Here is a 22,474-nt window from a genome sequence, read left to right on the forward strand (position 1 = left end):
GGGCGGTTGGTCAATCCAGCTTGAGCTTCTGCTTGGCCACCACCTGCTTGTACACCGCGTACTCGGCCTTGATCTGCTCGGCGAACTGCTCGGGTGTGTTGGCCACGATGATCGAGCCGGTGTCCTCGATACGCTTGCGCACCGCCGGATCTTCCAAGGCCTTGCGGGTGCCGGCATTGATCTTGTCGACCACTTCCTTGGGCAGGCCCTTGGGGCCCAGGATGCCGTAGTAGGCCATGCGGTTCACCGGCTCCAGGCCCACTTCCTTGAAGGTGGGCACATTCGGCAGCTCCTTCAGGCGCTGCGGCGCAGCCACCACGATGGGCACCAGCTTGCCGGCCTGGATGAAGGGCAGCGCAGAGGGCAGGTTGTCGAAGATCATCGGCACCTGGCCGCCCACCACGTCATTCAGTGCCGGGCCGGCGCCGCGATACGGGATGTGCGTGACGAAGGTATTGCTCAGGTTCTTGTACAGCTCCATCAGCAGGTGGCCAATGCCGCCCGTGCCCGAGCTGCCATACGAATACTTGCCCGGATTGCGCTTGATCTCGGCCACGAATTCCGCGTAGTTCTTGGCCGGAAAGCTGGGGTTGACCGCGATCACATTGGGCGTGGCAGCGATGTTGATGATGGGCGTGAAGTCGTTGACCGGGTCGTACGGCACCTTGGGATTGATGGCCGGATTGGCCGCCGTGCTCGACACCGTCGCGACGCCCAGCTTGTAGCCGTCGGGCGTGGCGCGCGCGGTTTCCGCAGCGCCCACGATGCCGCCGCCGCCGGCCTTGTTCACCACCACCACGCTCTGGCCCAGCACGCGGCCCAACGGGTCGGCGGTGACGCGAGCCACGATGTCCGTGGTGCCGCCGGGTGCAAACGGCACCTGCAGCTCGATCGGCTTGTTCGGATAGCCCTGCGCCAGGCTGGGGCCGGCCACACTAAGCATCGCAGCGGCAGCGGCCAGCGCGGCCCAATGGCGACGTTGAATCATCAGAGAACTCCTTCTTGGGGAATGGTCGATCAATTTCGAAACCCCGAATGCTAGCGGCAAGCGCTGGCCATCCATTCCCAGGATTACCCATGGCATTTGCCCGTTTATCCTCGCCCGGTGAACCACGCCCAGCTCCTTTTCCCCGATTTCTCCCTCATCGCCTGCGGCTGGCTCCTGTGCCGCTACACCGCCCTGAACCGCAAGGTCTGGGACCAGGTCGAGAGCCTGGTCTACTACTTTCTCTTTCCTGTCCTGCTGTTTCACTCCATCGTGCGCAGCCCGCTGGACTTCGGCGCCACCTCGAACCTGGTGGGCGCGGGCGTGGCCCTGTGCGCCGTCGGCATCGGCCTGTCCTACAGCCTGCCCTTCCTGCCCTGGCTGCGCACCCACATCGACAAGCGCGAGCATGCCGCCAGCGCGCAGATCGCTTTCCGCTTCAACTCCTTCATCTGCCTGACGCTGGCCGAGCGCCTGGCCGGCACCCAAGGCCTGCTGCTGATTTCGGTGCTGATCGGCGTGTGCGTGCCGCTGCTGAACGTGGCCTCGGTCTGGCCCATGGCGCGGCACGCCCAGATGGGCTTCGTGGGCCAGCTGGTGCGCAACCCGCTGATCATTGCGACCGCCTCGGGACTGCTGGCCAACATCCTGGGCTTCACCGTGCCCAACTGGCTCACGCCGACGCTGTCGCGCATCGGCGGCGCGTCGCTGGCGCTGGGCCTCATGGCGGCGGGCGCGGGCATGCAGTTCTCGCAGCTGGGCAAGGGCAAGGTGCTGGCGGTGTCGGTGCTGTCCATCCGGCACTTCATCCTGCCGCTGGTCGCCTGGGGCTTGGCGCGGGCCCTGCAGTTGGAGCCCACGCAGGCCGCGGTGCTGATCGCTTTCTCGGCCGTTCCGACTGCATCGAGCGCCTACGTGCTCGCCAGCCGCATGGGCTACAACGGCGCGTTTGTCGCGGGGCTGGTGACGATGTCGACGCTGCTGGGGGTGGCGAGCCTGACGTTTGCGCTGGCGTTGCCGCGATAAATTGCCGGCACAGACCCGGATGGGCGCCTGGCGGGAAGAGTTGGCAGATTGAGGGATTCCGTTTCTAGGCAAGCCAGGAACCGTGCGCGCTTCTGCGTACGATTTGGAGCTCCAACAACGACTGCATCAGGGAGTTCCATGATCAATGTATTTATCCGTTCGTCCGTCATTTGTCTTGGCTTGATCTCTTTCGGCACGTTTGCCGAAGAGGCGCGAGACTCGAGGATCGTAGGAAGCTGGCAAGGCATGCGAACCGCCGACGGCAAATGTCAGTTCCTTGCGTGGAAGTCCAAATTCAAGGAAGACGGCCGCTTCGAAATCACCTTCTTCGCCGACGCGGAGCGCAAGAAGGAGCTTCACACAGAACGAGGAACGTGGAGGGCAAGCGATGGAAGAAACGAGCTGAAGACGGACGGCGTGCCTACCACTGAGGTCTACACCTACTCTTTCGCAGATCCAAATACAGTCCGCTACGTCAACACCGTCAGGGATCCTTCAGCCGATTGCCAGGCCGACTACGAATTTTTAGAACACCGAACCCAGAACTAAGCGCAAGCTGCTCTGTTGAGGCCGCTAGAAGGCGGCCTCAAGCATGAATGAGGGGTACCGCTCAATCAAGCGGGAAACCAGCGCTGCACAGCCAACGCGGAATCCGTCGGACCAGTGTTGAAGCACAGCTTGGCGCCCGGTGCGCATTCGTGGACCACGTTGATGAGCTTCTCGAAGAGCGGCGTGTTCTCGGGGATGAGCCGCACACCCGCGCCGATCATCACGCAGTCGAAGGATTTGGCCTTCAAGCGTTGGCGCAGCACGGCCTCGGCCGTCTCGCCGAAATCCACAAGGCACAGTTCGGCGGCATAGCCCAATGCCCCGAGGCTGGCGACGTCCGCGTCAAGTCCGGCCTGCACCTTGGCAGCGGTCATGCCGGGAAATGCTGCGTAGGCCGGGTCTGAAAAATCGATGAGCGTGGGCTCGAGGCCGATCAGTACAACGCGGGTCTGGGTCATGATTCCTCCTGATTTGTCGTCGTGAGAATCCAGGATAGCAGTCCGTCGAAAGGTCAATGTCATGCAATTGCCAACAGTCGCGGTGCCCGCCGAACTGCCCACGGAGCGGCTCATCCTGCGGCCGTGGCGCGACGCGGACCGCGACGCATTTGCAGCCCTCAACGCAGACCGGGTGGTGATGGAGTTCTTTGCTTCGACCCTCTCCCGAGCGGCCAGCGACGCCAGCATCGACGCGTGGCAAAAGCAGTTCGAACAACGCGGCTGGAGCAATTGGGCCGTGGAGCTCCAGGCCACCGGCCAGTTCATCGGCTTTGTCGGCTTGAGTGTCCCGGTGCGCGTGCTACCTTTTACGCCCTGCGTGGAGATCGGATGGCGCTTGGCGCGCTCAGCCTGGGGACAGGGCTACGCCACGGAGGCCGCGCGCGAAGCCCTTCGCTTCGGCTTTGGCACGCTGCAGCTCGAAGAGATCGTGTCCTTCACTGCCGTCGTCAACGCCCGCTCGCGCGCGGTGATGGAGCGCATCGGCATGCACGATGCCCATGAGGATTTCGAGCACCCGGGCGTTTCCGAAGGCAGCCCCTTGCGGCTGCACTGCCTGTACCGCCTCTCGCGGCGGCAGTGGAAGGAAAACGGCGGCGGCGGCCATCGGCCGCCGCCGCATGCACCTCAGGCCAGCGTGTAGGCCGTCTTCACCGTGGTGAAGAACTCCTGCGCGTAGCGCCCCTGCTCGCGCGGCCCGTAGCTCGAACCCTTGCGCCCGCCGAAGGGCACGTGATAGTCCACGCCGGCCGTGGGCAGGTTCACCATCACCATGCCGGCCTGGCTGTGGCGCTTGAAGTGCGTGGCGTATTTCAGGCTGGTGGTGGCAATGCCGGCTGACAGGCCGAACTCGGTGTCGTTGGCCGTGGCCAGCGCCTCGTCGTAGTCCTTCACGCGGATCACGCTGGCCACCGGACCGAAGATTTCTTCCTTGTTGATGCGCATGGCCGCCACCGATTCGGAGAACAGCGCCGGTTGCATGTAGAAGCCTTCTGTGTCCAGCTTCAGGCGCTGGCCGCCGGCGGCCAGCGTGGCGCCTTCGCCCTTGCCGATCTCGATGTAGCTCAGGTCCTGCTCGAGCTGGCTCTGGCTGGAGACCGGGCCGATGTCGGTGCCCTGCGCCAGCGCATCGCCCACCTTGATCTTGTCCATGCGCGCCTTCATGGCCTCGATGAACTTCGGGTAGATGCCTTGGGTGACGATCAGTCGGCTGGACGCGGTGCAGCGCTGGCCGGTGGAATAGAAGGCGCTCTGCACGCTCAGCTCCACCGCTTGCGCCAGGTCCGCGTCGTCGAGGACGACCTGCGGGTTCTTGCCGCCCATTTCGAGCTGCACCTTCTTGTGCGTCTCCACGCACTTGGCCGCAATGCCGCGGCCCACGCCCACCGAGCCGGTGAAGCTCACGGCATGGATGCCCGGATGGGCGACCAGTGCATTGCCGATCACGCTGCCGCGGCCCATCACCAGGTTGAAGACGCCCGCCGGAATGCCCGAGCGGCTGATGATCTCGGCCAGCGCCCAGGCGCAGCCCGGCACCAGGTCGGCGGGCTTGAGCACCACGCAGTTGCCATACGCCAGGGCCGGCGCGATCTTCCAGGCCGGAATGGCGATGGGGAAGTTCCACGGCGTGATCAGGCCCACCACGCCCACCGGCTCGCGCGTGATCTCCACGCCGATGTTCGGGCGCACCGACGGCACCAACTCGCCCGCCAGGCGCAGGCATTCACCCGCGAAGAACTTGAAGATGTAGCCCGCGCGCGCCGCTTCGCCGATGCCCTCGGCGCGGGTCTTGCCCTCTTCACGCGCCAGCAGCGTGCCAAGCTCTTCCTTGCGCGCCAGGATTTCGTTGCCGATCTTGTCCAGCGCATCGGAGCGCGCCTGCACGCTGCCGGTGGCCCAGGCCGGGAAGGCGGCAGTGGCCGCGGCCACGGCGGCATCCACCTGCGCCGCGTCGCCCTGCGCGTATTCGGCAATGGTGTCGCCCAGGTTCGAGGGGTTGATGTTGGGGCTGTAGCTGTTGCCCTTGACCCACTGGCCGCCGATGAAGTTGTCGTGTTGTTGATGCATCCTGCTTCGCTCCACTGGGGTGATTGCGCTTACTGAGGCCCGAGACTATCGATCAGCGTCTTGAGCTTGTCCATTTCATCGGCCTTGAGGTCGGTGAGCGGCGCCCGCACCGGACCGGCGTCGTGGCCGACGATCTTGGCGCCGGCCTTGACGATGCTCACCGCGTAGCCCGGCATGCGGTTGCGCAGGTCGAGATAGGGCATGAAGAATTCCTTCAGCAGGCGGTGCTGCGTGGCCATGTCGTCATCGCGTACCGCTTCGTAGAACTGCATCGCGGTGCGCGGAATGAAATTGAACACCGCCGACGAATACACCGGCGTGCCCATGGCCTTGTAGGCCGCCGCATAGACCTCGGCCGTGGGCAGGCCGCCCAGGTAGGCAAAGCGGTCGCCCATCTTCAGGAAGATGGAGTTCATCAGCTCGATGTCGCCCACGCCGTCCTTGAAGCCCACCAGGTTGGGGTTGCGTTCGGCCAGCCGGGCCAGCGTGTCGGGCTTGAGGCGGCTGTTGGCGCGGTTGTAGACGATGACGCCGAACTTCACGCTTTTGCACACGGCTTCCACATGCGCGGCCAGGCCGTCCTGCCCGGCTTCGGTCAGGTAGTGCGGCAAGAGCAGGATGCCGTGGGCGCCGGCCTTCTCGGCCGCTTGCGCGCACTGGATGGCAAAGCGCGTGGGGCCGCCGGCACCCGCAATGATGGGCACCTTGCCGCGGCAGGTGTCGACTGCCGTCTGGATGATTTCCGGATATTCCTCGCCCGTGAGCGAGAAGAACTCGCCCGTGCCGCCGGCCGCGAAGAGCGCCGTTGCACCGTAGGGCGCCAGCCATTCCAGCCGCTGGATGTAGCCGGCCTTGTTGAAGTCGCCGTTGGCATCGAAATCGGTCAGCGGGAAGGAAAGCAGGCCGGAGCCCATGATGGTCTTGAGTTCTTGCGGATTCATCGGAACGGTCCAGGAAATGAGGGTGATGTGTGTTGTGTCGGAGTGATGGGTCGGAAAGGGCGGGCGGCTGTCAGTCCAGCCTGATGTCGGCGTCTTTCACCACCCTGGCCCAGCGAGCGCGTTCCTTGTTGAAGAACTGCTCTTCTTCGGCCGGGGTCATGGTCACGACCTCGGCGCCCTGCCCGGCCAGGCGCGAGCGGATGTCGGCGCTGCGGATGATGGAAATCAGTTCCTTGTTCAGGCGCGCGATGACCGCATCGGGCGTGCCCTTGGCCACGCGCACGCCCTGCCAGGTGCCCGACTCGAAGCCGGGCACGCCCTGCTCGGCGATGGTGGGCACGTTGCCGATGAGCGGCATGCGCGTGGCCTTGGAGACGGCCAGCACCTTGAGCTTGCCGTTCTGCACCTGCGGCAGCGTGGCCAGCATGCCGTTCATCAGCACCTGCGTCTGGCCGGCCACCGTGTCCTGGATGGCCTGCACGCCGCCCTTGTAGGGCACGTAGGTCCACTTGGCATTCACGGCGCGCTGCAGTGCCACGCCGGCCAGGTGCGGTGCGCTGCCGGTGGCGGTCACCGCGAAGTTCAGGTCGCTGGTCCGGGACAGGGCCACCAGGTCCTTCAGGTTGTCGGCCTTCACCGAGGGGTGCACCACCAGCAGGTGCGGCGAGTAGGCCAGCATGGTCACGCCGCGCAGATCCTTGGAGGGGTCGAAGCTCAGCTTGGTGTAGACCGAGGGGCTGATGGCCAGCGCGCCCACGTCGCACAGCAGCAGCGTGTAGCCGTCCGGCGCCGACTTGGCGACGTAGTCCGCGCCCAGGTTGCCGTTGGCGCCGGGCTTGTTCTCCACGATCACCGGCTGGCCCAGCGCCACCGACAGCGGCTGGCTGATGGAGCGGGCGATGATGTCGGAGGAGCCGCCCGGCGGATACGGCACCACGATGCGGATCGGCTTGCTGGGCCAGTCGCCCTGCGCCAGGGCCGGCGCGTGCACAACGGCCATCGCGGCGCCAAGTGCCAGGGTGGCGACGATGCGGCGGCGTTGGATGCTCATGTTGTCCCCTTCAGGTATTGGATGAACTGCGAGCCGCCTCTTCGACAAAGAGGAAGTCTCTTTTGTTATCAGTCATCGTACAACTGAAAAGACAACTTGTCCAGAAAGACCGAGTTTTGCGCTGATGCCCGCGGGCGCGCCGCGCAGGCGGGCCGTCAGCGGGCGGGCGGCTTGCCGTCGGCGCCTTGCTGCGCCTGCTGGCGCGCGGCTTCCTGGGCAATGCGCAGGCGTTCGCGGCTGTTGGTGAGGTGGATGCGCATGGCGGCGCGCGCCGACTCCGGGTCGCGCCGCGCGATGGCTGCGTAGATCTCCTCGTGCTCGCGGTTCACGCGGGTGAGGTATTCGCTGCCGCGGTCCAGGTTGCGCAGCGCGTTGATGCGCGTGCGCGGAATGATCGTGGTGCCCAGGTGGCTCATGATGTCGGCAAAGTACTGGTTGCCGGTGGCCTGGGCGATCTGCAGGTGAAAGCGGAAATCGGGCGCCACGGTATCGCCCGCCTGCGCCACATTGGTCTCGAAATCGTCGAGCGCCTGGCGCATGGCCTGCAGCTGCTCCTCCGTGCGGCGGGTGGCGGCCAGCCCGGCAGATTCAGTCTCCAGGCTGATGCGCAGCTCCAGCACCGCCAGCACGTCGACCGAGGTGGCGATGTCGCCCGCGTCCAGCCGGAACATGCCCGCGGTGCGCGGCTGCAGCACGAAGGTGCCGATGCCGTGGTGCGTCTCGACCAGCCCCGCGGCCTGGAGCTTGGAAATGGCCTCGCGCACCACCGTGCGGCTGACGCCGAAGGCCTGCATGATGGCCGACTCGGTGGGCAGCTTGTCGCCCGGGCGCAGCGCCCCGTCGCGGATGCGCGCACCGAAGTCCTCCACCAGGCTGTGCGCCAGGCCGCGCCCGCGCGGACGGCCGCGCGCCACATAGGAACCCAGCGCTTCGGACGGCGCGGCCGGGGGGCTCGGAACTGCTGTTGACATGCGCGTCATGGCCTGATGATAATGGCGCGACAGTTGTACGACAACAGATAACTTAAGACAAGACGACATGAGCGAGACAACCGGCGCGGCCCCTGCCGCCCAACATTCCGAGGCAGCCCCGCGCCTTTCCCGCCTCCTGCTGACCGGCGCCGCCGGCGGCCTGGGCAAGGTCCTGCGCGAACGGCTGCAACCCATGGCCCGGGTGATCCGCCTCTCGGACGTGGCCGAGATGGCGCCCGCCGCCGGCCCCCATGAAGAAGTGGCGCCCTGCAACCTGGCCGACAAGAAGGCGGTCGACGCCCTGGTGGCGGGCTGCGATGCCATCGTCCACCTGGGCGGCGTGTCGGTGGAGCGGCCTTTCGAAGAGATCCTGGAAGCCAACATCCGCGGCGTGTTCCATGTCTACGAGGCCGCCCGCCGCCATGGCGTGAAGCGCATCGTGTTCGCCAGCTCCAACCACGTGATCGGCTTCTACAAGCAGAGCGAGCACATCGACGCGCATGCCGCGCGCCGGCCCGACGGCTACTACGGCCTGTCGAAGTCCTTCGGCGAGGACATGGCCCAGTTCTACTACGACCGCTACGGCATCGAGACGGTCAGCATCCGCATCGGCTCGTCCTTTCCGGAGCCCGCCAACCGCCGCATGATGAGCACCTGGCTGAGCTACCGCGACCTCACCACGCTCATCGAGAAGTCGCTCTTCACGCCAGGCGTGAAGCACACCGTGGTCTACGGCGCATCGGCCAACCGCGATGTGTGGTGGGACAACAGCGCGGCCGCGCACCTGGGCTTCGCGCCGCAGGACAGCTCCGAGGTCTTCCGCGACAAGGTGGAGGCGCAGCCGCCGGTGGCGCCCACCGACCCGAATGCCATCTACCAGGGCGGCGCCTTCACCGCCCAGGGCCCTTTCGGCGACTGACGCGCTTCAACGCGCCCATCCCATCATGCAAGCCGAACTGATCCTGGACGCACGTTGCGGCACCGGGGAGAGCCCCGTGTGGATCGCACACGAGCAAGCCCTGTACTGGGTGGACATCCCTGCCCGCCAGCTGCATCGCATCGAACCCGCCTCGGGCGCCCACCGCAGCTGGACCGGCGACGAGATGCTCGCCTGCATCGCGCCGCGCGAAGGCCACCCCGGCCAGTGGATCGCCGGCATGGAAAGCGGCGTGTTCGCCATTGCCACGCAGGGCGACGGCACGCTGGCCAGCACACGCCTGGCCAACGTGGCGCATGCGCAAGCCGGCATGCGCTTCAACGACGGCCGCTGCGACCGCCAGGGCCGCTTCTGGGCCGGCACCATGCTCATGGACATGGCGGCCGCGCGCGAGGTAGGCCGCGTCTACCGTTACCAGAGCGACGTCAATGCCGAGGCCGCGCTGCGCGTGCACTTCGACCAGATGATCGTGCCCAACGGCATGGCCTTCAGCCCCGACGGCCGCACCATGTACCTGTCGGATTCGCATCCCAGCGTGCAGGCCATCTGGGCCTTCGACTACGACACCGCCACCGGCACGCCGCACAACCGGCGCCTGTTCGTCGACATGAAGCCCCTGCCCGGCCGCCCCGACGGCGCCGCGGTGGATGCCGACGGCTGCTACTGGATCTGCGGCAACGACGCCGGACTGGTGCACCGCTTCACGCCCGAGGGCCGGCTCGATCGCTCCCTGCCGGTGCCGGTGAAGAAGCCCGCCATGTGCGCCTTCGGCGGCAGCGGGCTCGACACGCTGTTCGTGACCTCCATCCGCCCCGGCGGCGACCTGTCCGACCAGCCGCTGGCCGGCGGCGTGTTCGCCCTGAACCCTGGCGTCAAGGGCCTGCCGGAACCGGCCTGCCGCTTCTGACCTTCAAGACGTCCACTCAGATTTCAACCACCCACCAACGAGGAAGACAAAATGAAATACACCCGCACCCTGATCGCGCTGGCCGCGAGCGCCTGTGCCATGGCGGCGCATGCCGTCGAGTTCCGCTCGGCCGACGTGCACAACAGCGACGACTACCCCACCGTGGCGGCCGTGAAGCACATGAGCGAGCTGCTGGATAAGCGCAGCAACGGCAAGTACAAGATCAAGGTTTTCAACAAGAGCGCCCTGGGCTCCGAGAAGGAAACGCTCGACCAGGTGAAGATCGGCGCGCTGGAGATGAACCGCGTGAACATCAGCGCGCTCAACTCCATGTGCCCGAAGACGCTGGTGCCCACCATGCCCTTCCTGTTCAGCTCCATCGACCATATGCGCAAGACGCTGGACGGCCCGATCGGCGAAGAAATCCTGAAGGGCTGCGAACATGAGGGCCTGGTCGGCCTGGCCTTCTACGACAGCGGCGCGCGTTCCATCTACGCCAAGAAGCCGGTGAAGACCGTGGCCGACACCAAGGGCCTGAAGATCCGCGTGCAGCAGTCCGACCTGTGGGTGGCGCTGGCCAGCGCCATGGGCGCCAACCCCACGCCCATGCCCGCCGGCGAGGTCTACACCGCCCTCAAGACCGGCCTGATCGACGCGGCCGAGAATAACATCCCCTCGTACGATGGTTTCAAGCATTACGAGGCAGTGAAGATCTACTCGCGTACCGAGCATTCCATGGCGCCCGAGATGCTGGTGATGTCCAAGGCCGTGTACGACAAGCTTTCGAAGGAAGACCAGGCCCTGTTCCGCCAGGCCGCCAAGGACTCCGTGCCCTTCCAGCGCAAGAAGTGGGACGAGCAGGAAGCCAAGTCGCTCGAAGTGGTGACCAAGGGCGGCGCGACCATCGTGTCGGACGTGGACAAGGCCTCGTTCCGCGCGGCCATGGCCCCGGTGTACGCCAAGTTCATCACCACGCCCGATCTGCAGCGCCTGGTAAAGGCGGTGCAGGACAGCGGCAAGTAAGCGCCACCCGCGCAGTTCTCCGTCCCTGCCGAACCCGGCGGGGACGGCCCCGGATTCAGCCAGAAGAGACTCCCATGACCCTTGCCGCCCGTTCGGCAGAACAGGACGCGACCGACATTCCTGGCGTGCCTCTCCAGCTCATGGAGCTGGAGAACCCGCACCAGCGTCCGCCCGCGCGCCACCTCTATTCGCGCATCTGCGCCTTCCTGTCCAAGTACAGCCTGATGCTGGCCGTGGTGATGCTCATCGCGATCATCGTGTGCGTGCAGTACCAGGTGGTCGGCCGCTACGTGTTCAACGACACCCCCACCTGGGCCGAGGGCCTGGCGCTGCAGCTGGTGCTCTACGTCACCGCCCTGGGCGTTGCGGTGGGCGTGCGCGATGCGGGCCACATCGGCCTGGAATCGCTCGTTTCGCTGCTTCCCGAGTCCCTGCGCCTGAAAGTCGAAGTGCTCATCCATGCACTGGTCGCCGCGTTCGGCGCCATCATGGCCTCCAGCGGCTGGACCTGGACAGTCCTCAAGTGGACCGACATGAAGCCGATGCTCCACATCCCGGTGGGCGCGGACTATCTGGCGCTGGTCGTGGCCGGGGTCCTCATCGTTCTCTTCTCAATCGAACATATCGTCGCGCTGCTGCGCGGCGAGGAAGTGGTGCCAGCGTGGAACTGACTGTCCTGACCATCGCCTTCGCGGCCCTGCTCATCCTGGGCGTGCCGGTGGCATTTTCGATCGGCCTGGCCTCGGTGGCCACGGTCTGGTACGCGGGCCTGCCCACCGCGGTGGTGTTCCAGAAGATGGTCGGCGGCATGCAGATCTTCTCCTTCCTGGCCATCCCCTTCTTCGTGTTCGCCGGCGAGCTGATGCTCTACGGCGGCATCGCGCAACGCATCGTGCGCTTCGCCAACAGCCTTGTCGGCCACGTGCGCGGCGGCCTGGGCATGAGCAACGTGGTGGGCTGCACGCTGTTCGGCGGCGTGGCCGGCTCGCCGGTGGCCGACGTGTCGGCCATGGGCTCGGTGATGATTCCGCTGATGAAGAAGGAAGGGTACGACGCCGACTACGCGGTGAACGTCACCACCCATGCGGCGCTGGTCGGCGCGCTCATGCCCACGTCGCACAACCTGATCATCTACACGCTGGCCACGACCGGCATCGCGTCGGTGAGCGTACTCAGCCTGATCCTGGCCGGCCTGGTTCCGGCACTGATCCTCACGCTGTGCAACCTGGCGGCCGCCTACTACGTCGCCATCAAGCGCGGCTATCCGATCCGCGGCGCGTTCCAGGGCTGGGGCGAGGTGCTGGCGTCCTTCGTGGCCGCGCTGCCCGGCCTGCTGATCGTGGTGATCATCCTGGCGGGCATTCTCTCGGGCGTGTTCACCGCCACCGAATCGGCTGCCACGGCGGTGCTGTGGGCGCTGCTGGTCACGGTGCTGGTGTACCGATCGCTCAGCTGGCACAACTTCGTCAAGGCCTGCGCCAAGGCCTGCCGCACCACGGGCGTGGTGCTGCTGCTCATCGGCATCTCCTCCGCCTTCGGCTACTTCATGGCGCTGTACGAGGTGCCGCAGAAGACGGGCGAGCTGATGACCAGCGTGTCGAGCTCGCCCTGGGTCATTTTCCTGATGATCAACGTGCTGCTGTTCGTCCTGGGCACCTTCCTGGACATGGCAGCCACCATCCTGATCTGCACGCCGATCTTCCTGCCCATTGCCATGCAGTTCGGCATGAGTCCGGTGCAGTTCGGCGTCGTCATGCTGATCAACTGCGCGCTGGGGCTGAACACCCCGCCGGTGGGCACGACGCAGTTCATCGGCTGCGCCATCGGGGAGGTATCGGTGGGAACGGTCATGCGCTCCATCTGGCCGTTCTACGGCGCGCTGCTGGTGTGCCTCATGCTGGTGACCTACGTCCCGTCCTTCTCGATGTGGCTGCCCGACATGTTCAATCCGACCGCGGCCGCCGCCAAGTAGACGGAAACTGCCCATGAGCACGCGCGCACCGCACCGCATCCGGATCCATCCGGCAGACAACGTCGCCATCGTCGCCAACGACGGCGGCCTGAAGGCCGGCACCGTATTCGACGACGGCCTCACGCTGGTCGACAACGTGCCGCAGGGCCACAAGGTCTCGCTGGCGGACCTGGCCGAGGGCGATGCGGTGCTGCGCTACAACGTGGTGATCGGCCATGCCCTGAAGGCCATCCCGCGCGGCAGCTGGGTGCACGAGCGCCTGCTGCGCATGCCCGCGGCGCGCGAGCTGGACGGCCTGCCCATCGCCACCGTCGCGCCGCCGGCCATGCCGCCGCTGGAAGGCTTCACCTTCGAGGGCTACCGCAACCCGGACGGCTCGGTGGGCACGCGCAACATCCTGGCCATCACGCAGACGGTGCAGTGCGTGGCCGGCGTGACCGACTTCGCGGTGCAGCGCATCAAGAAGGAGCTGCTGCCCAAGTACCCGAACGTGGACGACGTGGTGGCCCTGGCGCACAGCTACGGCTGCGGCGTGGCCATCGATGCGCCCGATGCCGTCGTACCGATCCGCACGCTGCGCAACATCAGCCTCAACCCCAACTTCGGCGGCGAGGTGATGGTGGTGAGCCTGGGCTGCGAGAAGCTGCAGCCCGAGCGGCTGCTGCCGCCGGGCAGCATCCCGCTGATGCCGGCGCCGGGCCGCCCCCAAGGCGGCATCACGCCCCCTCGGGGGGCGCTCGCCACGGGCGAGCAGGGGCCAACAAGTACCGACGAGCGCAACGTGGCCGATGTGGGCGAAAGCGCCGGCAGCCAGCTCGACGTGGTCTGCCTGCAGGACGACGCGCACGTGGGCTTCATGTCGATGATCGAATCGATCATGCGGCAGGCCGAGGAACACCTGGAGCGCCTCAACGCCCGCCGGCGCGAGACGGTGCCGGCGAGCGAGCTGGTGGTGGGCGTGCAGTGCGGCGGCAGCGATGCCTTCTCCGGCGTCACCGCCAACCCGGCGGTGGGCTTTTGCACCGACCTGCTGGTGCGCGCGGGCGCCACCGTGATGTTCTCCGAAGTGACCGAGGTGCGCGACGGCATCGACCAGCTCACCGCGCGCGCCACCACGCCGGAGGTGGCGCAGGCCATGATCCGCGAGATGGCCTGGTACGACGCCTACCTGGACAAGGGCCGCGTGGACCGCAGCGCCAACACCACGCCCGGCAACAAGAAAGGCGGGCTGTCGAACATCGTCGAGAAGGCGATGGGCTCGATCATCAAGAGCGGCACCTCGCCCATCTCCGGCGTGGTGCCGCCGGGCGAGAAGGCGCGGCACAAGGGCCTGCTCTACGCGGCCACGCCCGCCTCCGACTTCATCTGCGGCACGCTGCAGGTGGCCGCCGGCATGAACCTGCACGTGTTCACCACCGGCCGCGGCACGCCCTACGGCCTGGCGGAGGTGCCGGTGATCAAGGTGGCCACGCGCAGCGACCTGGCGCGCCGCTGGCACGACCTGATGGACATCAACGCCGGGCGTATCGCCGACGGCGAAGCCAGCATCGAGGATGTGGGCTGGGAGATGTTCCGGCTGATGCTCGACGTGGCCAGCGGGCGCAAGAAGACCTGGGCCGAGCACTGGAAGCTGCACAACGCGCTGGTGCTCTTCAACCCCGCGCCCGTGACCTGAAACGCCATTCATTGCGCCGCCGCGGGCGCCGCCCTGCCGCCACAGGCAAGGGACGCGGAGCTTTCGCTTCTTCCTTTCCATTCACACCCAAGGAGACAAAGAGATGCAAGCTAGAAGAACCCGACTGGCACTGAGCGCGCTGGCAGCAGCCGCCCTCGCGGCCGCCTGCGGCGGCGGCAGCGGCGGCGACATGGGCAGCAGCGGCACGGCCGCGTCTTCCGGGGCCGTGTCTTCGTCCAAGACGGTCCTCCCAGAAGTGTTCGCCCTCGAGCCCAAGCTGTCCCGCGAGCCGATGAACGACATCATGACGGGCGAGCTGCTGCCCATCATCGACCGCCTGTTCGACCTGGTGCGCGCGCAGGGCCTGGACACCGAGCTGCAGGGCGTGAAGGTGTTCGCGCCCAACAGCGGCGACAAGTTCCTGCCCGGCAAAGTGGCCATCGGCTTCTCCTACCTGTTGCTCAACAGCTCTCTGTCCGACCCCAAGTACCAGACCTACCTGGACGGCTACCGCGCGATCGCCGACATGACCATCGACGTGGTCAACGAGACCTGGGGCATCTACTACTACACCTCGGCGCTGTGGAAGCTGAAGAAGGCCGGCCACCTGGACGGCCCGACGCCGGCGGTCAACCCCGCGACGCTGGAGCTGCTCAAGACCAAGCTCGACTGGCGAATCTTCGTCGACCAGGCCAACAACTACGCGCTGAAGAATGGCCTGCCCACCAACTACTACGGCGTGGCCTTCAGCATCGCGCGCCTGCGCTACCTGCTGGGCTGGGAAGACGCCACCGGCAGCGAGGCGCTGCTGCAGAAGATGATCAGCCACTACAAGACCTTCTCCGCCTACGGCTTCTCCGACGAGACCGACGGCAGCGGGCGCTTCGACCGCTACAGCATCCTGCTGATCGGCGAGATCTGGCAGCGGCTGATCGAGACCGACATGCAGGTCTCGGCCGAGGACGAGGCACTGCTCAAGGGCTGGCTGCGCCAGTCGGTGGACGTGATCAAGCTGCGCCTCAACCCGGCCGGCAACGGCGTGGACTACGGCCGCAGCCTGAGCGCGTATGCGGACACCGCCTTCTGCGAACTGCTCTCGGCCGCCGAGCACATGAACGTGCTCACCGACGAAGAGAAGGAGGTGGCCTATGCCTTCGCCACCCGCGTGGCCGCCAAGTACGTGGAGTTCTGGTACGACAGCGACTGGGGCTCGCTCAACATGTGGGAAAAAGGCCGGCGCACCGACAGCTACCGCGGCAAGGCGCGCATCCTGGGCGAGAACCTGAGCCTGTCGCACCAGCTGCTCTATACCAACAACCTGTGGAAGGCCAGCGGCTTCGCGCAGAAGAAGCCCATGGCCACGCCGCAGTTCGTGCAGTATCTGCAGGCGCTGCCCAGCAGCACGCTCACGAAGTTCGCCGGCTTCGATGGCCAGGGCGCCACCTACGACCGCGGGCTGGTGACCTACCGCGACGGCCTGCGCGTCATCAGCCTCCCGGTGGTCAACGGCGCAGCCACCTACCACCGCACCAATCCGTACTTCGCGATCCCGCATTCGTACAACATGCTCTCGGGCGTGGCCGACACGCAGTGGCCGCAGCTGCAGCCGCGCTTCACCTTCGCCAACACCGGCACGCCGCAGGTGCTGATCCCGGCCTCGTACCAGAAGAACCTGCAGACCCAGGCCTCCGCCGATGGCCGGCAGCTGCAGGTCACATGGCAGCAGGATGCGCTCGACCGCGTGGCCGGCACCGGCAGCGGCAGCCAGCCCTTCAAGGACACGCGCATCACCTCCAGCACGCGCTTCGACTTCGAGCCCGGGCAGATCACGCGGGTGGACACCTACACGCCCACCGGAACGCAGGCCATCTCGAAGGTCGAGCTGGAGTTCGGCTCGTTCTCGAGCGATGTCACGGCCCTGGGCGGCAACCGCTTCAGCTATGCCAGCGGCGACGTGACCGGCTTCGAGATCGAAGGCCTGCAGGACTGCACGGTGGCCGACGTGAGCGCCGACACCAACTACAACACGCCGGGCGGCGCCCTGAAGACCAGCATCCGCTGCAGCTCGCCGGCCTTCAGTTTCGAGCAGCCGCTGACCATCAAGTGGGTCTTGAAATACCGCCCGGACAGCATCGCCTCGTTCAAGCCCAACTGAGTCCTGTCGACAACCCAAGGAAAGGAAACCGCCATGCAAGACCTCAAGCACAAGGTGGCGCTCGTCACGGGCGCCAGCACCGGCATCGGCGCTGCCGTCGCAACCGCCTTCGCAGCCCAGGGCATGCGCGTGGCGGTGCACTACAACAGCTCGGCAGACGCCGCGGCGCAGGTGGTGGACGCCATCACCGCGTCGGGCGGCCAGGCCTTCGCCCTGCAGGCCGACGTGCGCGACACGGCGGCCATCCGCCGGGCCGTGCAGGACGTTCACGCGCGCTGGGGCGGCATCGACGTACTGGTGAACAACGCCGGCGGCCTGGTGCAGCGCGTGCCCATTGCCGAAATGCCGGACGCGCTGTTCGACGAAGTGCTGCACCTCAACGCGCGCTCGGTGCTGGCCTTCTGCCGCGAGGTGGTGCCGCTGATGCGCGCCAAGGGCCAGGGCGGCAGCATCATCAACGTGAGCTCGGTGGCCGCCCGCCACGGCGGCGGCCCGGGCGCCTACCTCTATGCCGGCGCCAAGGGCTTTGTCAGCACCGCCACGCGCGGCCTGGCGAAGGAGCTGGCGCTGGAGAACATCCGCGTGAACGCCGTGGCGCCGGGCGTGATCCAGACGCCCTTCCACGACCGCTTCTCCACGCCCCAGATGCTGGAGTCCTTCCGCGCGACGATTCCCATGGGCCGCATCGGCGAGCCCGACGAATGCGTGGGCGCGTTCCTCTACCTGGCGTCCACGCAGCTCTCGGGCTACGTCACCGGGCAGATCCTGGAAGTGAACGGCGGGCAGTACATGCCCTGATGGAGACAAACAAGATGCAACGCCGAATCCTGATCAGCGGCCTTCTCGCCGCATCCGCCGCCGCCTTCGGGCTGCCCGCCCTGGCACAGGGCAGTTGGCCCACCGGCAAGACCATCACCTACATGGTGCCCTTCCCGGCCGGCGGCACCACCGACGTGCTGGGCCGCCTCATCGGCGCCAAGCTGGGCCCGGCGCTGGGCACCACGGTGGTGGTGGACAACAAGGGTGGTGCCGGCGGCAGCGTGGGCTCGGAAGTGGCCTCGCGCGCCGCACCCGACGGCTACACGCTGCTGGGCGGCACGGTGAGCTCGCACGCCATCAACGTGAGCCTGTATCCGAAGATCGGCTACGACCCCATCAAGTCCTTCTCGCCCGTGACGCTGATCGGCACCAACCCCACCGTGCTGGTGGTGCCCGCCAGCAGCCCCTACAAGACGCTCAAGGATGTGGTGGAAGGCAGCAAGGCGAAGGCCGGCGGCCTGTCGTCGGCATCGGCGGGCATCGGCACCTCGCAGCACCTGTCGCTGGAGCTGCTGGCCTACAAGTCGGGCGTGAAGTTCAACCACGTACCGTACAAGGGCAGCGGCCCCGCCATCCAGGACGTGATCGGCGGCCAGGTCGACATGATGTTCGACACCACCGTGGTCGCCGCACCGCACATCCAGAGCGGCAAGCTGCGCGCCATTGCCGTCACCTCGCCCCAGCGCCTGGCCTCCCTGCCCGACGTGCCCACGGTGGCCGAGTCGGGCATCAAGGGCCTGGAGGACTACTCGGTGCTGTCGTGGCAGGCCGTCTTCGTGCCGGCCGGCACGCCGGCGCCCATCGTCGACCGCCTGCACGGCGAGATCCGCAAGATCCTGGCCGAGCCGGAGATGCAGGACAAGCTCAGGGCCTTCGGCATGCAGCCGGCCGACATGAGCACCGCCCAGATCGCGGCCTTCCAGAAAGCGGAGGTCGAGAAGTGGGCGCAGGTGATCAAGGCCGCCAACATCAAGGCCGAGTAGGCCGGGGGTCGGCGGCGGCCTTCGCAGGCCGGGGAGAAACGCTCACAAGCCGGCGCGCAGGCGCTGGCTAGAATCGCGCACCCCGGTTCCCTTCAAGCTGCCCGCCAGGCCTTTCACTTTTGCCGTCCGAACGCCTTTCCGTCCTTGCGCAATACCTGCTGCCCAAGCAGGCCCTGACCTCGTTTGCCGGCTGGGTCGCGGGCAAGGAACGCGGCGCGGTCACCACCTGGATCATCGACCGCTTCGTGCGCAAGTACGGCGTGAACATGGCCGAGGCGCTGAACCCGGACACGACCAGCTACGCCAGCTTCAACGAGTTCTTCACCCGCCCGCTCAAGCCGGGCGTGCGGCCCATCGCCGATGCGCTGCTGGTGTCGCCGGTGGACGGGGCCATCAGCCAGTTCGGGCCCATCGAGAACGGGCAGATCTTCCAGGCCAAGGGCCACGACTACACCGCCACCGCGCTGGTGGGCGGCGACGCGCAGCTGGCCGCCACGTTTTCGCACGGCAGCTTCGCCACGCTCTACCTGAGCCCGCGCGACTACCACCGCATCCACATGCCCTGCGACGGGCGCCTCACGCGCATGATCTACGTGCCGGGCGACCTGTTCTCGGTCAACCCCGCCACGGCACGCGGCGTGCCCGGCCTCTTCGCGCGCAACGAGCGCGTGGTGTGCGTGTTCGAATCGGCGCGCGGCCCGTTCGTGCTGGTGCTGGTGGGCGCCACCATCGTGGGCAGCATGGCCACCGTGTGGCACGGCGTCGTCAATCCGCCGCGCAGCGGCAAGGTGCGCGAGTGGACGTATGCCGACCAGCGCGTCGAGCTGAAGAAGGGCGAGGAAATGGGCCGCTTCCTGCTGGGCTCCACCGTCGTCATGCTCTTTCCGGCGTCGCGCCTGGACTTCAACCCGACGTGGGCGCCCGGCAAGGCGATCCAGCTGGGCGAGCCGATGGCGCTGTAGCCGGGCAGGCAGCGCGCTAGAATCCGCGCCCTCTCCCTGATCGCATTCCTGACCCGGCCCGCGCCTGCGGCATGCCGGGCGCCTGTGCCATGACCCGCATCCAACCCGCCGCGGCGCCCAGCGCGCCTTTTTGCGCCATCGACTTCGGCACCTCCAACTCGGCCATCGCGCTGTGCGGGCCGGACGGCCGCATGGGGCTGGTGGAGGTCGAGCCGGACCAGCGCACCATGCCCACCGCCGTCTTCTATCAGACGGAAGACCTGGCCGCGCACGAGGAGCCGCAGCGCATCTACGGCCGCCCTGCCCTGGCAGCCTATGTCCAGGGCCACGAGGGGCGGCTGATGCGCTCCATGAAGAGCATCCTCGGCTCCACGCTGGCCGACCAGAGCACCGACGTGGGCGCGGGCCGCTCGGTGCGCTACCTGGACGTGGTCTCGGGCTACCTGCTGCGCCTCAAGCAGCTGGCCGAACGGGATGCCGGCGCCCCGCTCACCCGCGCCGTGCTCGGCCGGCCGGTGTACTTCGTCGACGACGATCCGGTGCGCGATGCCAAGGCGCAGCAGGCGCTGGAGAACGCGGCGCGGGCCGTCGGCTTTCGCGAACTGAGCTTTCAATACGAGCCCATTGCCGCCGCGCTCGACCACGAGCAGACCGTGGCGCAGGAAGAGCTGGTGCTGGTGGCCGACATCGGCGGCGGTACCTCCGACTTCTCGCTGGTGCGCGTGGGCCCCGAGCGCCGCCGGCGGCTGGACCGCAAGGACGACATCCTGGCCAACCACGGCGTGCACGTGGCCGGCACCGACTTCGACCGGCATGTGGAGCTGGCGAGCATCCTGCCCCTGTGCGGCTACCGCGGCAAGGGCCCGCAGCGCCCCGGCGAGGCGCCGCGCGAGGTGCCCAGCCGCGTGTACTTCGACCTGGCGACCTGGCACCTGATCAACACCGTCTACAGCCCGCCACGCATGGCCGAGCTGCGCCGCATGCGCGACTTCTACGGCGACCCGCGCCAGTACGAACGCCTGATGCGCGTACTGGACGAGCGCCTGGGCCATGCGCTCATCGGCCAGGCCGAGGCCGCCAAGATCGCCGTCGCCCAGGGCGGCTCGACCCGCATCGCGCTCGATCGGCTGGAGGACGGACTGGCGGTGGAACTGGACGAAGCCCAGGCCGTGCAGGCGCTCGACGCCGACCTGGAGCGGGTGGTGAACGCGGCGGGCGAGACGCTGCAGGCCGCCGGCGTGCGCCCCGAGTCGGTCGACGTGGTGTATTTCACCGGCGGCTCGACCGGCTTCAAGCCCCTGACGGACCGCATTGCCGCCCGCCTTCCCGCTGCCCGGGCGCTGCGCGGCGACCGCTTTGCCAGCGTGGCGCAGGGGCTGGGCGTGCATGCACAGCGCCTGTTCGGTTGATCCTGCATACAGCTTTTACGCTGCACTGCCACAAGCCGCACCCAGCCTGTCTTTTCAGCTACAAAAGTCGTAGCAGGCCGGCTTTTCTTGCGCTATAGTCGCCGGCCCGAATCAACCCAAAGATGGCCGCGGCACAGGCGCCGCCCGGGAGACACACCGACGATGAGCACGAAGGAAACCGCGGCCATCAGCCAGTTGCTGGCACTCCTGGAAGCGCGCTACGCCATGCGCGTGCTGTGGGCCCTGCGGGACGGCCATGCGCAGACGTTCCGGCTGCTGCAGGACAGCGTCGGCGGCATCACCCCCAACACGCTCAACACCCGCATCAAGGAACTGCGCGAGGCCGGCATCGTCAGCCACGGCAGCGAGGGCTACAGCCTCACGCTCACCGGGCAGGACCTGCTCAAGCGCCTGTCCGACCTGCAGGCCTTCGCCACGCGCTGGCAGGTCGGCCATGTGCGCAAGGCCACGGCCGTGGCGTCGCCGCCCCCTCGTTAAACTTGCGCCCTTTACCCTTCCAGCCACATTCTCTCGAGAGGAGCCTCCCATGCCCACCACCCCGTCCGGCCTGCAGTACGAAGACACCACCGTCGGCAGCGGCGCCGAAGCCAAGGCCGGCCAGCACGTGCACGTGCACTACACGGGCTGGCTCTACAACAACGGCGTGCAAGGCGCCAAGTTCGACTCCAGCCGCGACCGCAACGACCCCTTCGCCTTCTCGCTGGGCGCGGGCCAGGTCATCAAGGGCTGGGACGAAGGCGTGGCCGGCATGAAGATCGGCGGCCACCGCACCCTGATCATTCCGCCCGAGCTGGGCTATGGCGCGCGCGGCGCCGGCGGCGTGATCCCGCCCAACGCCACCCTCAAGTTCGACGTCGAACTGCTGGACGCGCACTGAACAAAAAGCATTGAATTCGGCGCGCCTGGCGCCTAAGTACAAAAGGCGGCCTGCGAGCCGCCTTTTTTACCGTCTGCGAATTCGCCGATTGCGGTCTTGAAATGCCGGAATGCGGCCTTATCTAGGGCGGAATTGTTCACGTATCTACCAACGGCCGACATTTGGCCGCCCCATTGAAGATGTCCGAAGCACCCAAATCCGACCAGTTTCCCCCCCAGGACGACATGAGCCCGGAAGAACTCGAAGCGGCCCAGGCGGCCAACGAGGCCGATGCGGTCCAGGCCCTGGCCCAGCTGCAAGGCGAGCTGGCCGCGCTGCAGGCCAAGAACGCCGACCTGGCCGACCAGTACCTGCGCGCGCAGGCCGACGTGCAAAACGCCCGCAAGCGCGCCGAGGACGAAGTCACCAAGGCCCGCAAGTTCGCGGTGGAAGCCTTTGCCGAGAGCCTGCTGCCCGTCACCGACAGCCTGGAAGCCGGCCTGGCCGTGCAGGACGCCACGCCCGAGCAGATTCGCGAAGGCGCCGAGGCCACGCTGCGCCAGCTCAAGAGCGCGCTGGAGCGCAACAAGGTGATCGAGATCGCGCCCGCGCAAGGCGCCAAGTTCGATCCGCACCTGCACCAGGCCATCTCGATGGTGCCGGCACCG

At 67.1% G+C, this 22,474-nt stretch carries 23 protein-coding genes; 17 read left to right on the forward strand and 6 right to left on the reverse strand.

Annotated features, from left to right (window positions below; genetic code table 11):
- Positions 1-10 precede the first annotated feature (10 nt).
- Positions 11-985, reverse strand: a complete 975-nt coding sequence (locus tag VSO01S_RS14760; RefSeq protein ID WP_068643596.1) for a tripartite tricarboxylate transporter substrate binding protein BugE — start codon at positions 983-985, stop codon at positions 11-13.
- A gap of 120 nt (positions 986-1,105) precedes the next feature.
- Here VSO01S_RS14760 and VSO01S_RS14765 point away from each other — a divergent pair, with 120 nt between their 5' ends.
- Positions 1,106-2,011: an AEC family transporter gene (locus tag VSO01S_RS14765; RefSeq protein ID WP_068643575.1), complete on the forward strand. Its 906-nt coding sequence runs from the start codon at positions 1,106-1,108 to the stop codon at positions 2,009-2,011.
- A 138-nt stretch (positions 2,012-2,149) separates the two neighbouring features.
- A complete protein-coding gene (locus VSO01S_RS14770) occupies positions 2,150-2,560 on the forward strand; it encodes a hypothetical protein (RefSeq protein ID WP_084241886.1) in 411 nt (136 codons plus the stop codon).
- Positions 2,561-2,625: 65 nt separating this feature from the next.
- Here VSO01S_RS14770 and VSO01S_RS14775 read toward each other — a convergent pair whose 3' ends face one another.
- Complete coding sequence (locus tag VSO01S_RS14775; RefSeq protein ID WP_068643576.1) at positions 2,626-3,018, reverse strand: hypothetical protein; 393 nt, start codon at positions 3,016-3,018, stop codon at positions 2,626-2,628.
- Between the two features lie 61 nt (positions 3,019-3,079).
- Here VSO01S_RS14775 and VSO01S_RS14780 point away from each other — a divergent pair, with 61 nt between their 5' ends.
- Positions 3,080-3,700: a GNAT family N-acetyltransferase gene (locus VSO01S_RS14780; protein ID WP_068643577.1), complete on the forward strand. Its 621-nt coding sequence runs from the start codon at positions 3,080-3,082 to the stop codon at positions 3,698-3,700.
- Here VSO01S_RS14780 and VSO01S_RS14785 read toward each other — a convergent pair.
- The 4 genes from VSO01S_RS14785 to VSO01S_RS14800 form a co-directional block, all read right to left on the reverse strand.
- Entirely contained in the window at positions 3,685-5,124 is a 1,440-nt protein-coding gene (locus VSO01S_RS14785; RefSeq protein WP_068643578.1) for an aldehyde dehydrogenase family protein, read from the reverse strand. The two genes, VSO01S_RS14780 and VSO01S_RS14785, sit on opposite strands and share 16 nt — an antisense overlap.
- Before the next feature lie 29 nt (positions 5,125-5,153).
- The gene (gene kdgD, locus VSO01S_RS14790; RefSeq protein ID WP_068643579.1) at positions 5,154-6,065 is read right to left on the reverse strand and encodes a 5-dehydro-4-deoxyglucarate dehydratase; all 912 of its coding nucleotides are present in this window, start codon (positions 6,063-6,065) and stop codon (positions 5,154-5,156) included.
- A gap of 70 nt (positions 6,066-6,135) precedes the next feature.
- Positions 6,136-7,116 (reverse strand): Bug family tripartite tricarboxylate transporter substrate binding protein, encoded by a 981-nt coding sequence (locus tag VSO01S_RS14795; RefSeq protein ID WP_068643580.1) that lies wholly within the window; start codon positions 7,114-7,116, stop codon positions 6,136-6,138.
- A gap of 155 nt (positions 7,117-7,271) precedes the next feature.
- Positions 7,272-8,096, reverse strand: a complete 825-nt coding sequence (locus VSO01S_RS14800; protein WP_068643581.1) for a FadR/GntR family transcriptional regulator — start codon at positions 8,094-8,096, stop codon at positions 7,272-7,274.
- Positions 8,097-8,154: 58 nt separating this feature from the next.
- Here VSO01S_RS14800 and VSO01S_RS14805 point away from each other — a divergent pair, with 58 nt between their 5' ends.
- The 14 genes from VSO01S_RS14805 to grpE all read left to right on the forward strand — a co-directional run.
- Positions 8,155-9,006 (forward strand): NAD-dependent epimerase/dehydratase family protein, encoded by an 852-nt coding sequence (locus VSO01S_RS14805; protein WP_068643582.1) that lies wholly within the window; start codon positions 8,155-8,157, stop codon positions 9,004-9,006.
- A 25-nt stretch (positions 9,007-9,031) separates the two neighbouring features.
- Positions 9,032-9,931, forward strand: a complete 900-nt coding sequence (locus tag VSO01S_RS14810) for an SMP-30/gluconolactonase/LRE family protein (protein WP_068643583.1) — start codon at positions 9,032-9,034, stop codon at positions 9,929-9,931.
- Between the two features lie 51 nt (positions 9,932-9,982).
- The gene (locus tag VSO01S_RS14815) at positions 9,983-10,954 is read left to right on the forward strand and encodes a TRAP transporter substrate-binding protein (protein WP_068643584.1); all 972 of its coding nucleotides are present in this window, start codon (positions 9,983-9,985) and stop codon (positions 10,952-10,954) included.
- A 140-nt stretch (positions 10,955-11,094) separates the two neighbouring features.
- A complete protein-coding gene (locus tag VSO01S_RS14820) occupies positions 11,095-11,625 on the forward strand; it encodes a TRAP transporter small permease (protein WP_068643598.1) in 531 nt (176 codons plus the stop codon).
- Entirely contained in the window at positions 11,616-12,926 is a 1,311-nt protein-coding gene (locus VSO01S_RS14825; RefSeq protein WP_068643585.1) for a TRAP transporter large permease, read from the forward strand. Before VSO01S_RS14820 ends, VSO01S_RS14825 begins: the two co-directional genes overlap by 10 nt.
- A 13-nt stretch (positions 12,927-12,939) precedes the next feature.
- Positions 12,940-14,601, forward strand: a complete 1,662-nt coding sequence (gene garD, locus VSO01S_RS14830; protein ID WP_068643586.1) for a galactarate dehydratase — start codon at positions 12,940-12,942, stop codon at positions 14,599-14,601.
- 103 nt (positions 14,602-14,704) lie between these two features.
- The gene (locus VSO01S_RS14835; protein ID WP_068643587.1) at positions 14,705-16,756 is read left to right on the forward strand and encodes a hypothetical protein; all 2,052 of its coding nucleotides are present in this window, start codon (positions 14,705-14,707) and stop codon (positions 16,754-16,756) included.
- A 33-nt stretch (positions 16,757-16,789) separates the two neighbouring features.
- Positions 16,790-17,554 (forward strand): SDR family NAD(P)-dependent oxidoreductase, encoded by a 765-nt coding sequence (locus VSO01S_RS14840; protein WP_068643588.1) that lies wholly within the window; start codon positions 16,790-16,792, stop codon positions 17,552-17,554.
- Positions 17,555-17,568: 14 nt separating this feature from the next.
- Positions 17,569-18,558, forward strand: a complete 990-nt coding sequence (locus VSO01S_RS14845) for a Bug family tripartite tricarboxylate transporter substrate binding protein (RefSeq protein ID WP_068643599.1) — start codon at positions 17,569-17,571, stop codon at positions 18,556-18,558.
- Positions 18,559-18,677: 119 nt separating this feature from the next.
- Complete coding sequence (gene asd / locus VSO01S_RS14850; RefSeq protein ID WP_068643589.1) at positions 18,678-19,520, forward strand: archaetidylserine decarboxylase; 843 nt, start codon at positions 18,678-18,680, stop codon at positions 19,518-19,520.
- Positions 19,521-19,609: 89 nt separating this feature from the next.
- Positions 19,610-20,929, forward strand: a complete 1,320-nt coding sequence (locus tag VSO01S_RS14855; RefSeq protein ID WP_068643590.1) for an Hsp70 family protein — start codon at positions 19,610-19,612, stop codon at positions 20,927-20,929.
- Between the two features lie 162 nt (positions 20,930-21,091).
- Entirely contained in the window at positions 21,092-21,427 is a 336-nt protein-coding gene (locus VSO01S_RS14860) for a winged helix-turn-helix transcriptional regulator (protein ID WP_068643591.1), read from the forward strand.
- A 49-nt stretch (positions 21,428-21,476) separates the two neighbouring features.
- Positions 21,477-21,827, forward strand: coding sequence for an FKBP-type peptidyl-prolyl cis-trans isomerase (locus VSO01S_RS14865; protein WP_068643592.1), 351 nt, complete (start codon positions 21,477-21,479; stop codon positions 21,825-21,827).
- A 179-nt stretch (positions 21,828-22,006) separates the two neighbouring features.
- On the forward strand, positions 22,007-22,474 hold a 468-nt coding region (grpE, locus tag VSO01S_RS14870), incomplete at its 3' end, for a nucleotide exchange factor GrpE (RefSeq protein ID WP_068643593.1).

This window comes from Variovorax soli NBRC 106424 (assembly GCF_001591385.1).
GTDB classification, from domain to species: domain Bacteria; phylum Pseudomonadota; class Gammaproteobacteria; order Burkholderiales; family Burkholderiaceae_C; genus Variovorax; species Variovorax soli.